Raw genomic sequence first — 13,420 nt, 5'->3', positions numbered from 1 at the left:
ACGTCACTCGGTGGCTCACGGTTGTGCGAGTATGTGTCATGTGAGATGTGAAATGTCACACCTCATCAGCGATCAACGTCCGTTCCGGGCGTCACAACACGGAGGTATCCCCATGAAGAAGGTCGTCATCACCGCGGCGGCGATAGGCGTGGCCGGTCTGAGCGTCCTCGCGACGGCGCCGGTCGCGTCCGCCGACGACACGCAGCCGACCACGCCGACGTCGGTCACCTGCGGCACCTACGGCCTGCAGTCGGGCCTGTCGACCAAGGTGTGCGCGGAGGTCACCGGTGAAAATGTCCAGCTCTTCGGCCAGGTCGGGCTCGCCGGCCCCCCGTCCCCGGGCGGCCCGTACCCCCAGCCGCTCCCGGTGACGCTGCGCCTGACCGGCAACGTGTCCGGCGTGTCCCTCGGCGCGGTCAGCCGCAACGACGTCTTCAACTTCACCACGATCAAGGTGTACGGCGTCGGCGGCGCGATCAAGTGTGGCTCGACCATCCACGGCAGCTTCGAGGTGGAGTCCTACCAGTGGCCCGCCCGCCCGGTGACCCTCGACCTGCCCGTGCCCTGCTGACCCCGGATCACACAACGACGGCCCCCGGGAGGCGAGTTCCCGGGGGCCGTCGTCACACGTCTACTTGGATTCGACGCGACCCATGGGCTTCGGCGCGGACGTCGGCGCGTCGCACGCCGTGCCCCTGCCCGTGCGAGAGCAGGAGGATCGGCAACCCGCTCCCGGTCACGGGCGCGGTGACGCGCACCTGAAGATCCACGGCGCGACCGGGCGCGGGGATCACCACCGGCCGAACGGCCGGTCTCGACGCTGGACGGCTACGACGCGGAGCGCTGCCCGGTCGCCCGCCACGTCATCGAGGTATCCGACGGCAACGCCCGCTCCCGGACCTGCTATCGCATCGACGACGAGCTCCTCCCCACCGCCGTCGCCCGCGACCCCGACCCGCCGACTCGTTACCGCGCCCCCGTGGAGCGCGCCGCGTCGGCCCCGACCGATCCACCCGACTGGGGCCCCATCAAGCGCAGTTGCAGCGTCATCGCGAACCGTGCCGCCGGGTCCTGGAGGTCGACTCGGCCCACCTTGGCCAGGCGACGCATGCGATAGCGGAACGTGTTCGGGTGCACGAACATGCTCGCCGACGCGGAGGCCACGTCGCCGAAGGCGTCCAGCCACGCCCGCAGCGTCTCGACCAGGTTCGACTGGTGCTTGGCGTCGTAGGCGACCAATCGTGCCAGCGGGCCCACCAGTTCGTCACCGTTGACGGCGGCGAGGTCGCGCATCTCCAGGAGCAGCGCGTCGATGTGCACGTCGGCGATCGAGGCGACCCGCAGCTTCACCTCACCGCTCGACAACACCCGCAGCGCACGGTCGGCGTTTCGACGCGAGCGGCGCAGCGCGGTGGGCTCCTCCGCGATCGATCCGACGCCGATCAGCGCCTTGACCCGATCGCCGGTGCGTTCCAGGAAGTTGTCGGCGATCTGTACGGCCCGCTCGCGCGCGGCGCTCGGATCGCCCGGCGCGGGCAGCACGGCGTAGGCGACGTCGCCCAGGAGCGCGACGGCCGAGCGGGGTTGCACGGCGTGGAGGTGTACCGCGAAGGCCGAGGTCAGTCGTTGCCGTTCGGCGGTGAGTCGGGTGTCGTCCTCGGCCCCGTCCGGGACCACGCCCAGCGCGAGCACCACCGTCGGCTCGTGCACAAGACCCAGGCGGGCCAGCGCGTCGGTAGCGCCGGCGCCGCCCTCCAGGACCGTGGTGACCAGGTCGGCGCGCAGCCGGTGCTCGGCGTCGGTGCCGGCCCGGTGGCGCAGCAGGTGCAGGGCCACGAGCTGGGCGGCGTCCCGGAACGCGGCGGTGCGCTCCGGGCTGAGCGGTTCGCGGACCGCTGCCCACACCGAGCCGAGGATCTCGTCGCCCGCCCGGACCACGACCGCCGTGCGCCAGAGCGCGGGCTCGTCCGGGTCGTCGACCGCCGGGGCGATGAGCAGCGGCTCCCCGGTGCGGTACAGCTCCTTGAACACGCCCCGGCTCTCGAAGACACGCAGGTACTTCTCCGGGACGCGGCGGGCGAGGATGGTCTCCACGCGTGACGGGTCGGCCTCGTCCTGTCGGCCGGAGAAGGCGAGGATGTGCGAGCGGCGGTCCTCGATGGTGATGGGGGCGTCCAGCAGCGTGGCCACGGCGTTGGCCAGCGCGAACAGGTCTCCCGAGGGCACGCCCCCCAGGGTCTGCCCACCGGCGTCGCCGAAGTCGCCTTCGGTGAGCAAGGTGCGGAGCATGGCCGCGAGTTGGGCCCAGGACGCGCCCCGGGTCAGCGCCAGCACGGCGATGCCCGTCTCGGCGGCGACGCGCGCGACCTCCTCGTCGGGCTCGACGGGTCCGCGCACGATCAGGGCGGTGACGCCGTGCACGCGGAGCGTGCCCAGGAGCCGGGCGATCTCGGCGGGTCCGTGCACGGCCGGTCCCAGCACCACGGCGTGCCGGGGGTAGGCCGGTTCGTCGTACGGGTCGTGAATGACCACCCCGCCGATCTCCTCCACGGTGTCCGCGTCGCCGTGGACAAGATCGAGGAACGTGCGGCCGAAATCCTCGACCACGCGGGCAAGGCTTCGGCGGTGGTGGTTCGTCACGTGGGTGTCACCTCGGTGCGGCAAAACGATACGGTCCCCGATGTCGTACCCGACGATCACTGTCGAAGGGAAGATCACCGGGGGATCGAACCACGCCGAGCACCCGGGCGAAGCCGGGACAAACCGTCGGCCCGATCCTGTCGGCGACGCGGGTGCCGTCAGGCCGTGGCGTGGTCGGGAAGCAGGCGGGCGCGGAGGAATGCGAGGACTTCGTCACGGGCTCGCACGGTGGGGTGGCCTTCCTCGTCGACGAGGTGCGCGGTGACCACGCTGTGCGGGGTCCGGACCACGTCGCGGAAGAACGGCGGTGGTGCGGGGTTGGCGTACTCACCGGGGAGGACGCGGCCGTCGAAGCGGTCGCCGAGGAGTTGTGCGTAGGCGGCGAAGCGTTGGCCGGTACACCACGTGTCGTTGTCGAAGCGCAGGCCGAGTGCGGTGAGTTCGTCACGCTCGAAGCGCTCGCGGATGGCGGCCGCGTCCTCGGGCGACAGTTCCAGGGCGGCGGGATCGTCCAGTGGAAGTGAGGGTTGGCCGAGGACCGGGGCGATGACGGCCGGCTCCAGCGTCATGCTCAGCGCGAAGTTGCCGGTGAAGCACATCCCCACCGCGCCGACGCCGGGTCCGCCGCACTCGTCGTGCGCGGCCTTGGCCAGCGCGCGCAGCCACACCGCCACCGGACTCGTGCCGCCGCCCGCGAACGCCCTGAACTCCTTGCTGACGCAAGCCCGTTTGAGGATCGGCTCGGCGAGCTCGACGGTGGGATACGCCCCGTCGACACCGAAGAGCGACGGCATGTAGACGGTGAACCCCGCATCGCGTACCCACCCGGCGAAGCGCACCACGTCGGGGCTGATGCCCGGCATCTCGGGCAGCACGATCACCGCGGGCCCGTTCCCGGCCACGTGGACGGTCTTCTCGTCCCCGGACAGCGAGAGTACGCGTTTCGCGAAGCCGTCCAGCCCGGCGCCGTCGTCGACACCCATGTTCCGCGCCTCCACTATGCGATCGATCGGTCGTAATTATCGCCGACGCTACACGACCGATCGATCGCATACAATCGGCGCATGGCCCCGGACACCCGTGACCCCGCCGCGAATTCCCCCGCGCCGCGCGCCGACGGCCGCCGCGCCCGCGGCGACCGGACCCGGCACGAAGTCGCCCGGCAGGCCGCCATGTCCGCGACCGTGCACGGACTGGACGCCATCACCGTCGGCGCGCTCGCCGCCCGGACCGGGCACAGCAAGAGCGGGATCCTCACGGTGTTCGCCAACCGGGAAGCCATCCAGATCGCCGCCGTCGCCGAGGCCCGCGCCCTGTACCTGCGGCACGTCGTCGAGCCCTCGTGGCCCGCCGCCCCGGGACGGCCCCGACTCCGGGCCCTGCTCGACAACTGGGTCGCCTACCTGCGCGACGGCGTCTTCCCCGGCGGGTGCTTCATCACCACGACCTCGGTCGAATACGGCCGCCGCGAAGGCCCCGTCGCCGACGCGGTCCGCGACCTCGCCCGCGAGTGGCTGCATCTGCTGGAGTCGGAACTGTCCGCCGCCGGCAGCCACTTCCCGACCGACGACGCCTTCCGCATCGACGCCTACCTGCGCGCCGCCAACACCCGCTACCAACTCTTCGGCGACGACACCGAGTTGGACCGCGCCAAACGCCTGTCCCTGGAGGTGCTCGGCGCCTGACGCCGACCCTCCAAGGCATTGTCGCCGAGCTGGTCCCGTTCGGTGCGTCGGGGGGTGCCCGGCCGAGCCCCCACGCGCCGCATCGTATCCGCGCGTCACACCGTCACCAATACGTTGATCGCGACCGCCACCGCCACGAGGGCCGGGACCACCCACGGCCAGAGCGGGCGTTCCTTCGAGGCTGCCATTCGGGTCGATCGTGCATCGGGATGCGCGTCCTTTTGACCGCCGTGCACCGCTCCGCACCCCATCCCGCGCACGGGCATATCCGGGGAGGTCGCCAGGGGTGTGCCGATGGTGGTGCGGGCACCACCATCGGGCCGCGCGACTACACCCGATCGAGCGGGATGCCCGGGTCGGCCAGCCTTTCCGGGTCCACGGCGCGGCCGGAGCGCACGAGTTGCCCGATGGCTTCGGTGACATCCCAGACGTTGACGTTCATCCCGGCCAGCACGCGGCCCTCGGCCAGCCAGAAGGCGATGAACTCCCCGCCGGCCGGGTCGCCCCGGAACAGCACCCGGTCGTACTCGCCCGGTTCGGCGTAGCCGGTGTACTCCATGCCGAGTTCGTATTGGTCGGTGAAGAAATAGGGGATGCGGTCGTACGACACGTCCCGATCGAGCATCGAGCGCGCCGCGGCGGGCGCCTGGTTGAGCGCGTTGGCCCAGTGCTCGACCCGGATGCCCCGGCCCAGGACGGGATGCAGCGCGTTGGCGACGTCGCCGGCCGCGTACACGTCGGCGGCCGAGGTGCGCAGCGCGGCGTCGGTACGGATTCCGTTGTCCACGGTGAGCCCGGCGGCTTCGGCGAGCGCGGTGTTCGGGGTGACGCCGATCCCGACGACGACCACGTCCGCGGCCACCTCCGTGCCGTCGCCGAGCCGGACCCCGGTGACCTTGCCGCCGTCGCCGGTGATCTCCGCGACGTCGGCGCGCAACCGGAACTCGACGCCGTGCGCGGTGTGGAGGTCGAGGAAGATCCGGGCGACCTCGTCGCCGAGCACCCGCAGCAGCGGCAGCGGGGCCGCCTCGACCACGGTCACCGGGCACCCGTGCCCGCGCGCCGCGGCGGCGGTCTCCAGGCCGATCCAGCCACCGCCGATCACCACGACCCGACGGCCGGCGCGGAAGTCCGCCAACAGCCGGTCGCTGTCGGCCAGGCGACGCAGATAGCGCACGCCGTCCAGGTCGGCGCCGGGTACGGGCAGTCGGCGCGGCGTGGCACCAGTGGTCAACAACAGCTTGGCGTAGTCGATGCGCTCGCCGTCGTCCAGCACGACGGCGGACGCCGCGAGGTCGATCGCGGTGACCGTACGCCCCAGGCGCAGTTCCACGTCGTGGTCGGCGTACCAGGTCTCCTCGTGTACGTAGGCGTCGTCGCGGGGGTTCTTGCCGAGCAGGTATCCCTTGGACAGGGGCGGGCGTTCGTAGGGATACTCCCCTTCGTCGCCGATCAGCACGATCCGGCCCGCGTATCCCTCGGCACGCAGGGTCTCCGCCGCCTTGGCGCCGGCGAGGGACGCGCCGACGATCACGTACGGGGAGCCTGTCGAAGTCGTACTCATGGCCGACCCTTTCGTCACACTGCACGGCAACCTCCCGGCAGCGTAGCGATCACACAGTGCCCATGGCTCGTCACGCCACGTGCCGACCGCGAACGAAACCCGGCACCGCGCTCACGATTTCCTCACGGTCGGCGGCGCACGATGGGCCCGTTCCGCGCACCCCGCGCGGTCGTACCCCTTCGCCGATCCCTCCGGAGTCTCGACCATGCGCCCACCGGCCCGCCGTCGCCGCACCCTTCTCCTCGCGCTCGCCGGGGTGGTGACGGCGACCCTGCTCACGGGGTGCGCGTCGGAGGGCATCGAGATCGCGGCGGATCCGCCGACGCCCGCGTCTATCGCCCCACCCGCTCCGGGCGTGGTGCGCCCCGAGCCGCATGCCCGGTTCGACTACCAGATCGGCGGCGCCTACGCCCCGCCGCCCGGCGTACGCGTGGTGTCCCGCGACCGCACCGCCCGCCCCGAACCGGGCCGGTACAACATCTGCTACATCAACGCCTTCCAGGTCCAACCCGACGCCCTCGACCGATGGCAGCGCGAACACCCGGACCTGCTGCTGCGCGACGGCGGCACCATCGTGATGGACACCGAGTGGCACGAGGCCCTGCTCGACATCTCCACCGACGCCAAACGCACCGCCCTCGCCGCGATCGTCGGCGACTGGATCGACGGGTGCGCCCGGTCGGGTTTCCAGGCCGTCGAGCCGGACAACCTCGATTCCTACACCCGCTCCCACCGCCTCCTCACCCCGGCCGACGACATCGCGTTCGCCCGCCTCCTCGCCGCCCGGGCGCACGCCGCCCACCTGGCCATCGCCCAGAAGAACGGCGCCGAACTGCTCGACCGCGGCACCGATGTCGGCTTCGACTTCGCGGTGGCGGAGGAGTGCGGCCGGAACAACGAATGCGGCGCGTACGCCTCGGCCTACGCGAACCGCGTCTTCGTCGTCGAGTACGCCAAGCCCCACTTCACCGCGACCTGCCGGGTCTGGGGCGAGAAGTTGTCGGTGGTCCTGCGCGACCGGGACGTGACGCAGGCGGGCAACCGGGAGTACCGCTACGAAACCTGCTGAGCGCCGGCGGCTTCCCCCACCCGGATCAACCCTCGCCGATCCTTGCACCCGTGCCCGATCAAGCCGCTACGGTTCCGGTCAAAGCCCACCCATCCGGACCGGAGAGCACGTGAGCAACGACGAACCCCTGGAAGACTGGGCGGCCCGACGCGAGCAGCGGCTGCGTCCCGTCGGCGAACGCAAGGCCGTACACCTCACCGGCCCGCCCCGCGCGTCCCACGTCGATCGTGAGGCACCGCGCGTCGTCCTGGAATGGGACGGCTACCAGTGGGTCGCCCTGGCCGTCGCCGCGAACTACCTCGAAGCGGCACGGCTGTTGTATCCGTGGTCACGGGAGGGAGCCGCCGAGGACGGTACGACGGCCGCCCACCGCACGCAACCGGGCCCGTACCTGGGCGAGGGCACCGGCCGCCACCGTGGGACGACGTAGCACGAGTGCGACAACTCGCGGGGGCCATGGGCGAGTTCGGCCACCGTCCCCTCGCCTCCGTCATCGCCCTGGCAGTCGCGGCAGGCCCGTGACGGCGGTGACCAGGGAGTACAGGGCGTTGTTGGCGGCGATGAACATGCGGTTGCGCTTGGCGCCGCCGAAGGTGATGTTGGCGACGGGTTCGGGGGTGCGGATGCGGCCGATGAGGGTGCCGTCGGGGGCGTAGCAGTGCACCCCGTCGGCCATCGCCGCCACCCACAACCGACCCCCGTCGTCGAAGCGGATGTTGTCGAACCGCCCGTCGCCGGCCCGGCATTCGACGAACACCTCGCCCTCCGAAAGGGTCCCGTCCGCGCGGACGTCGAACACGCGCACATGGTTGGCGCGGGTGTCGGAGACGTACAGCCGGCGCTCGTCGACGGACAACACCAGACCATTGGGCCCGGCGAACCCGTCGGCGACCAACCGCACATCCGCGGTGACCGGGTCGATCCGGTACACGTTCGTCGCGCCGATCTCGCTCTCGCCGCGGTGCCCCTCGTAGTCGGTGGTGATGCCGAAGTCGGGGTCGGAGAAGTAGATCGAGCCATCCGAGTGAACGACCGCGTCATTGGGGCTGTTCAGCCGCTTGCCTCCGAAACGATCGGCCAACACGGTGACGGAGCCGTCGTGTTCGGTGCGGGTGACCCGACGATTGCCCTGTTCGCAGGTGATCAGTCGACCCTGCGCGTCGAGGGTGTTGCCGTTGGGATGCCCGGCCGGTGAGCGGAAGACGCTCACCACCCCATTGGTCTCGTCCCAGCGCATCAGGCGGTCGTTGGGAATGTCGCTCCAGATCAGGTAGCGCCCGGCCGGGAAGTACAGCGGTCCCTCCGACCAACGACCCCCGTCGTACAGCGTCTCCAGTCGGTCGTCGCCGTAGATGCACCGCTCGGTGCGGAACCGTTCGTCGATCACGTCGTAGATCGGAGTTCGTGCGTCGGACATCGTCTCGCAACTCCTCGTTGTCACAGAACATCATCTCGTGCTTTGCAATGATTACAGAATAGGATTCGACCACGTCAATACCGAGCCGAACGCGCCGCACCTCTCTCCGGCGCCGCCGACCTCACCCGTTAGCATCGAGCCCCCGCGATCGACACCACCCCACGGAGGACCCATGGACGACGTCGATCGGGGCCTGCTCGCGCTGCTCCAAGCCGACGCGACGCGCACCTACGCCGACCTCGGCCGGGAGATCGGCCTGTCGGCCGGCGCCACCCACGAGCGGGTCCGCAAGCTCCGCGCCGCCGGCGTCATCCGCCGCACCACCGTCGACGTCGACCCCGCCGCCGTCGACCTCGACGTGCTCGCCTTCGTCACCGTCGACTCGGTCGCCTGGATCGGCGACTCCGGACCGGCCTTCGCCGCGATCAGCGAGATCCAGGAGGCGCACGTCGTCGCCGGCACGGCCTCCGTCCTGCTCAAGGTCCGCACCACGTCGACCGGCGCCCTTCAGGACGTACTGCGCCGCATCCACGCCATCGCCGGGGTGAGCAGCACCCAGGCCACGATCGCCCTGGACACCTTCTTCGAACGCCCCGCCCCCACCGGCGGCACGCCGACACCGGTCGGGACCGAGCCCGACAAACGTTGACCCGAGGCGGCCCACGCGCGCGTCGGGTCGCACGCCACCCCGCCGCGCCCTACGAACCGCCGGACGTCGCCCCGACCGCGTCGCCGGCCGACCGGGTCGCGCGCCTGCCGCGCCACCACGCGTCCGGATCCCATCTCGGCCGCCCACGCGCGAAGCGGTGGCAGCACAGTCCGATCAACGCCGCGCACAGATGCCCGGTCGCGGTGACGTCCCGCTGCGAAAGCAACGGCAGGCCCACGTACAGGGCCAGGCCCACCGCGTAGGCCCAACGCCAACGGCCGGCGATGCCGTGGAACAGCAGCCCGGCGACCGCCATGTAGCCGTAACTGGGCCCGACATCCACCTGAAGGCGCGCACTCTCCGCCAGCGTGCCCTCGTGGATCCGGACCAGGACCAGCGCCTGGCTGATGCACGTGGCACCCACATGGCCGAACGCGGCGACCGTGAGCATGCGCCGAGTGCCCACCCACCGTTCGGCGACCGCGCACAGCGCGGTGAGTATCACGACGAACCTGATCACGTGCCAGCCCTCGGCCCACACCGCGCTGGCCGGCATCACCCACAGCGGCCTGGTATCGAGATTGTGCAGGTTCGTACTCTGCCGACGCAGAAAGGCCACCCGCTCGTCGGCGGTCAGCCGCACATACATGTCGAGCGTCGTGACGTGAATGATCAACAGCCAGAGGTACGTGGCCGGCGCCGACACGACCCAGGCGCACATCGCGCCGACGGCACGCCGCGTCGAGTCGAGGGTTGACGCGAGCAATGGTTCCCCCATCGGGATGCGGACGTCCGTACCGATCCAACCGCGCGGATCCCCGACCGAACTCCCGGCCCGACGCGCACAGACGCACACGGCCGCACGACGCGAGGCCGCACGACGCGTACGGACAACAGGGTATGCCGGCGACCCGCGCGTCCCGCCCCTCGCACCGGCCACCGGCAGGCGACGGCCTCGGGGCCGCCCGGCGGAAAACCGGCGTCGCGGCGGATCCGTGTCGCTATCGTTACTCACCGTCCGCGCCCGTTCGGGGTGCGCCACGGAAAGGCCCACGGTGTTCACGAGCGTCCTGATGGTCGAGCAGCCGCTGTCCGCGGCGGACGTCGACCTCGTCACCACTCTCCACGACGACACGATGTCCTTCGTCGTACTGCTGCAGCCGCGCGGCGCCGAGGACCGTCTGCTGCGCGCCATCGACGACGTCGCCCTGGGCGAACTCCAGGAGGCGGTCCACGAATCCGACGAGCCCGAGGGCGAGGAGGCGCTTCGGCCCGCCGCCCTCGCCCTGGAGCACTCGCTCCGCAGCCTGCGGGACACGGGCAGCGAGGCCGTCGGACAACTGGTCGAGGGCCATCCGCTCGATCTGCTCCGGGCCGTGGTCGAGGAGACGCACGCAGACGAGGTGATCGTCCTGACCGCCCCGCACCTGGTCGAGGAGTTCTTCCACCGGGACTGGGCGAGCCGCGCCCGACACAAGGTGGGTGTGCCGGTGCTGAAGCTGTACGCCCACAACGACGACGAGGAGTGACGCGCGTCGCCGCCACGCGTCGCCCGGGTCGACGCGGGTCGGCGGCCGTCGGCGGGGAGCCGACGGCCGCCTGATCACACCGGGTCGAGGGGTCGACGGGTTATCGGAGGGGTTATCGGAGGACGCCCCGAACGGCCTCGGGGTCAATGGGCGCGAGGGGCGCGGCCCCGCCCGCGCTCTCGGCCGTGAGCCCCGGCGGCGGGGTCACGTACACGGGGGTGGGATCGGCCTCGGGGGCGCAGGTCTTGGCGATCCGGCCGCCGCCCCTGGGGAGGCTGCCGTCGCGCAGGTAGGCGGTGAAGGTGTCGTCCAGGCAGGCGTTGCCGTGGAACAGGATCTCGTGGAAGCTGCCGCCGGTCTGGACGACCAGCTTGGAATTCGGCAGCGCGTCGCGCATCGCGAGGCCGCCCTCGTACGGCGTGGCGGCGTCCTCGGTGGCCTGGAAGAGCAGGACGGGCGGCAGGCCCTTGCCGGTGATCTTCAGCCGGCCCGCCTGGTTGCCCTGGTAGGGCCAGAACATGCAGGCCGCGTTGTACCACATGTTGTTATAGGTGTAGAAGGGCGCGGTCGCGTTGACCCGGGCCTGGTCCTTCTTCCAGAACTCCCAGTCGCGCGGCCAGGCGTTCTCCGTGCACTGCGCCGCGTTGTACGCCGGGAAGGTGGCGTCGTCGGTGCCCGGCGCGGCGTAGCGGTTGTAGGCGATGTTCAGCGGCCTGGTGTCGTGTTGGGTGACATACGCGGAGAGCACGGTGGCCATTCGGGGCCAGCGCAGGAAGTTGTAGCCGCCGCCGTAGAAGGTGTCCTCGAACTCGGCGGGGCCGATCTTGCCGGGCGCGGGCGCGGCGTCGACGGGGTCGGTCCGCAGCGCGGCCTCGACCTGGTCGTACGCCCGCCGGACGGCGGCGGCGTCGGTGCCGAGGTGGTAGACCGGGTCGGCCTTGGCGGTCCACTCGGCGAACGCGTCGAAGCGGCGCTGGTGTTCCCTGTCCTGGAGGATGTTGTGGTCGTACCAGCTGATGGTCGGGCCGACGATGCTGTCCAGCACCATGCGGCGCACGCGTGACGGGAAGAGTTGGCCGTAGGTGGAGCCCAGCGAGGTGCCCCAGGATCCGCCGTAGAAGTTGATCTTCGACGCGCCCAGTGCGCGTCGGATGCTGTCCATGTCGCGCGCGTTGTCGACGGTGGTCATGTGCGGCATCAACCAGGACCAGTCGGCCGTACAGTCGGCGGCGTATCCGGCGGCCTTCGCCAGCCACGCCTTCGAAGTGCCCTGGCTGATCTGGTAGTCGGGCCGTTCGCCGTGGAAGTAGGTCGCGTCGCACACGACATGCGGTTCACTGCCGTTGGTGCCGCGCGGGTCGAAGCCGATCCAGTCGTAGGTCGAGGCGACGTCCTGGGGGATCTGCCCGGAGATGAACGCGGGCATCCACAACCCCGAGTCCCCGGGGCCGCCCGGGTTGAGCAGGATCGGCCCCTGCCGCTTGTCACTGGGCGCCGTGGCGGGCAGTCGGTTCACCTTGATCTTGATCTTGCGGCCGCGCGGGTCCGCGTAGTCCACCGGCACGTCGAGCATCGCGCATTCGAGCGCGGGTGTGGTGGCGTCGTTACAGGAACTCCAGACGAGTTTTCCCTGCCCGGTGTCCTCGGCGGCGGGATCGTCGGGCGCGGCACTGACCGACGCTCCCCCGAGGGCCACGATCGCGGCGACCGCCGAGCACAGGGCGATGACTTTTTTCATGCTGAGCATGATGTGATATGTGAAATTGCATAACCAGCCCACCGTCCACACGTTGCCAAGCTTTTACTCACGGCGGTCGGCGTTTTCGACCCGACCGGCGGTCGGCGGCGGTCACCGTTGGTCACCGGCCGCCCGCATCGGCCGCTCGTTTCCGCTGCGGGGCGCCGGCCGGAGCGGGGGCGGTGGGGATGGCGGACTTCGGGGCGGGGGCGGGGAGTTGGCCCGCGACGATGGCGGCCAGGGCGAGAGCGAAGCCGGCGAGTTGGATCGGGCCCAGCGTCTGGTCGAGGACGACGGCACCCAGCGTCGCGGCGACCAGCGGGGAGAGCAGGCCGAGGACCGCGACGGAGGTGACGGGCAGCAGGCCGATGCCCTGGAACCACAGGACGTAGGTGATCAGGCCGCCGACCACGCCCAGCCAGAGGTAACCGGCGGCGGCGTTCGTGTCGATCGCCGGTGGCGCTCCCTCCGCCAGGAAGGTGACCGGTACCAGGAACAGGCCCCCGGCGGTCATCTGCCACCCGGCGAAGGCCAGTGGGCCGACCCCGTCCGGGCGTCCCCAACGTTTGGTGAGCGTCAGGCCGGACGCCATCATGGCCGCGCTCCCAAGGCCCGCCACGATACCCATGGTGTCGAGCGCCGCGTTCGGCCCGATCACCACCAGGCCGACGCCGACCGCGCCTGTCACGCCCCAGAACAGCCGCCGCAGGGACAGGCGTTCGTGCAGCACGCCGACGGCCAGGACGGCGACGATCAGCGGCTGGGCCGCGGACAGCGTGGCGGCGACGCCGCCGGGCAGGCGTTCGGCCGCGATGAACAGCAGCGGCAGGAACAGTCCGATGTTCAGGACGCCGAGCGCCGCGGCCTTGGCCCACCAGGCGCCGCGCGGCAGCGTCCGGGTGAACGCCAGCGCGATCAGGCCGGCGGGCAACGCGCGCATCAGGCCCGCGAAGAGCGGGTGGCCGGACGGGAGCAGTTCGGTGGTGACGATGTAGGTCGTGCCCCAGACCAGGGGCGCCAGGGCGGTCAGGGCGGTACGTGGCAGGTTCCCGTGGCGAGCGCCGCCCGCGCCGCCGGACGGCCCTCGGCCGGTTCGGTTTGTCATGGCTCGGAGTCTGACCCGACACCG

13 protein-coding genes and 1 pseudogene are annotated in these 13,420 nt (G+C 71.1%); 6 read left to right on the top strand and 8 right to left on the bottom strand.

From position 1 onward, the window contains the following. Positions 1–112 precede the first annotated feature (112 nt). The gene (locus ACMXN5_RS43800) at positions 113–571 is read left to right on the top strand and encodes a hypothetical protein (RefSeq protein WP_439680439.1); all 459 of its coding nucleotides are present in this window, start codon (positions 113–115) and stop codon (positions 569–571) included. Between the two features lie 121 nt (positions 572–692). Here the strand turns inward: ACMXN5_RS43800 and ACMXN5_RS43795 are convergent. From ACMXN5_RS43795 to ACMXN5_RS43785, 3 genes and pseudogenes are all read right to left on the bottom strand, one after another. Next, a pseudogene (locus ACMXN5_RS43795) lies at positions 693–797 on the bottom strand (chlorophyllase); the annotation flags it as partial. A gap of 169 nt (positions 798–966) precedes the next feature. Next, entirely contained in the window at positions 967–2,640 is a 1,674-nt protein-coding gene (locus tag ACMXN5_RS43790; protein ID WP_439680438.1) for a PucR family transcriptional regulator, read from the bottom strand. 158 nt (positions 2,641–2,798) lie between these two features. Next, entirely contained in the window at positions 2,799–3,623 is an 825-nt protein-coding gene (locus ACMXN5_RS43785; protein ID WP_439680437.1) for a dienelactone hydrolase family protein, read from the bottom strand. An 81-nt stretch (positions 3,624–3,704) separates the two neighbouring features. On the opposite strand from ACMXN5_RS43785, the gene ACMXN5_RS43780 reads away from it, so the two are divergent. Then, complete coding sequence (locus tag ACMXN5_RS43780) at positions 3,705–4,325, top strand: TetR/AcrR family transcriptional regulator (protein ID WP_439680436.1); 621 nt, start codon at positions 3,705–3,707, stop codon at positions 4,323–4,325. A 328-nt stretch (positions 4,326–4,653) separates the two neighbouring features. Here ACMXN5_RS43780 and ACMXN5_RS43775 read toward each other — a convergent pair whose 3' ends face one another. Further along, on the bottom strand, positions 4,654–5,889 hold the full coding sequence (locus ACMXN5_RS43775) for an NAD(P)/FAD-dependent oxidoreductase (RefSeq protein ID WP_439680435.1): 1,236 nt from the start codon (positions 5,887–5,889) through the stop codon (positions 4,654–4,656). 205 nt (positions 5,890–6,094) lie between these two features. Between ACMXN5_RS43775 and ACMXN5_RS43770 the strand changes: the two genes are divergently transcribed. Together ACMXN5_RS43770 and ACMXN5_RS43765 are read left to right on the top strand one after the other, a co-directional pair. Continuing rightward, complete coding sequence (locus ACMXN5_RS43770) at positions 6,095–6,958, top strand: endo alpha-1,4 polygalactosaminidase (protein WP_439680434.1); 864 nt, start codon at positions 6,095–6,097, stop codon at positions 6,956–6,958. Positions 6,959–7,067: 109 nt separating this feature from the next. Beyond that, complete coding sequence (locus tag ACMXN5_RS43765) at positions 7,068–7,388, top strand: DUF6087 family protein (RefSeq protein ID WP_439680433.1); 321 nt, start codon at positions 7,068–7,070, stop codon at positions 7,386–7,388. A 60-nt stretch (positions 7,389–7,448) separates the two neighbouring features. Here ACMXN5_RS43765 and ACMXN5_RS43760 read toward each other — a convergent pair whose 3' ends face one another. Beyond that, positions 7,449–8,375: an SMP-30/gluconolactonase/LRE family protein gene (locus ACMXN5_RS43760; protein WP_439680432.1), complete on the bottom strand. Its 927-nt coding sequence runs from the start codon at positions 8,373–8,375 to the stop codon at positions 7,449–7,451. 172 nt (positions 8,376–8,547) lie between these two features. Here ACMXN5_RS43760 and ACMXN5_RS43755 point away from each other — a divergent pair, with 172 nt between their 5' ends. Beyond that, positions 8,548–9,024 (top strand): Lrp/AsnC family transcriptional regulator, encoded by a 477-nt coding sequence (locus ACMXN5_RS43755; protein ID WP_439680431.1) that lies wholly within the window; start codon positions 8,548–8,550, stop codon positions 9,022–9,024. Between the two features lie 49 nt (positions 9,025–9,073). On the opposite strand, the gene ACMXN5_RS43750 is transcribed toward ACMXN5_RS43755, so the two are convergent. After that, positions 9,074–9,802, bottom strand: coding sequence for a rhomboid-like protein (locus tag ACMXN5_RS43750; RefSeq protein WP_439680430.1), 729 nt, complete (start codon positions 9,800–9,802; stop codon positions 9,074–9,076). 277 nt (positions 9,803–10,079) lie between these two features. Between ACMXN5_RS43750 and ACMXN5_RS43745 the strand changes: the two genes are divergently transcribed. Next, on the top strand, positions 10,080–10,553 hold the full coding sequence (locus tag ACMXN5_RS43745) for an indole-3-glycerol phosphate synthase (RefSeq protein WP_439680429.1): 474 nt from the start codon (positions 10,080–10,082) through the stop codon (positions 10,551–10,553). Positions 10,554–10,665: 112 nt separating this feature from the next. Here ACMXN5_RS43745 and ACMXN5_RS43740 read toward each other — a convergent pair whose 3' ends face one another. Together ACMXN5_RS43740 and ACMXN5_RS43735 are read right to left on the bottom strand one after the other, a co-directional pair. Further along, positions 10,666–12,291: an alpha/beta hydrolase gene (locus tag ACMXN5_RS43740; RefSeq protein WP_439680428.1), complete on the bottom strand. Its 1,626-nt coding sequence runs from the start codon at positions 12,289–12,291 to the stop codon at positions 10,666–10,668. Between the two features lie 121 nt (positions 12,292–12,412). Beyond that, on the bottom strand, positions 12,413–13,396 hold the full coding sequence (locus ACMXN5_RS43735; RefSeq protein WP_439680427.1) for an EamA family transporter: 984 nt from the start codon (positions 13,394–13,396) through the stop codon (positions 12,413–12,415). Between the last annotated feature and the right edge of the window lie 24 nt (positions 13,397–13,420).

Origin of the sequence: Embleya australiensis (assembly GCF_051903075.1) — a bacterium.
GTDB lineage: Bacteria > Actinomycetota > Actinomycetes > Streptomycetales > Streptomycetaceae > Embleya.
Note: the sequence above shows the minus strand (reverse complement) of the source record. Positions and strands in the feature narration are given on the sequence as shown.

Coding starts and splice junctions, on each gene's coding strand:
- ACMXN5_RS43800 (WP_439680439.1), top strand. CDS start 113: ATGAAGAAGGTCGTCATCACCGCGGCGGCGATAGGCGTGGCCGGTCTG.
- ACMXN5_RS43785 (WP_439680437.1), bottom strand. CDS start 3,623: ATGGGTGTCGACGACGGCGCCGGGCTGGACGGCTTCGCGAAACGCGTA.
- ACMXN5_RS43780 (WP_439680436.1), top strand. CDS start 3,705: ATGGCCCCGGACACCCGTGACCCCGCCGCGAATTCCCCCGCGCCGCGC.
- ACMXN5_RS43775 (WP_439680435.1), bottom strand. CDS start 5,889: ATGAGTACGACTTCGACAGGCTCCCCGTACGTGATCGTCGGCGCGTCC.
- ACMXN5_RS43770 (WP_439680434.1), top strand. CDS start 6,095: ATGCGCCCACCGGCCCGCCGTCGCCGCACCCTTCTCCTCGCGCTCGCC.
- ACMXN5_RS43760 (WP_439680432.1), bottom strand. CDS start 8,375: ATGTCCGACGCACGAACTCCGATCTACGACGTGATCGACGAACGGTTC.
- ACMXN5_RS43755 (WP_439680431.1), top strand. CDS start 8,548: ATGGACGACGTCGATCGGGGCCTGCTCGCGCTGCTCCAAGCCGACGCG.
- ACMXN5_RS43750 (WP_439680430.1), bottom strand. CDS start 9,802: ATGGGGGAACCATTGCTCGCGTCAACCCTCGACTCGACGCGGCGTGCC.
- ACMXN5_RS43740 (WP_439680428.1), bottom strand. CDS start 12,291: ATGAAAAAAGTCATCGCCCTGTGCTCGGCGGTCGCCGCGATCGTGGCC.
- ACMXN5_RS43735 (WP_439680427.1), bottom strand. CDS start 13,396: ATGACAAACCGAACCGGCCGAGGGCCGTCCGGCGGCGCGGGCGGCGCT.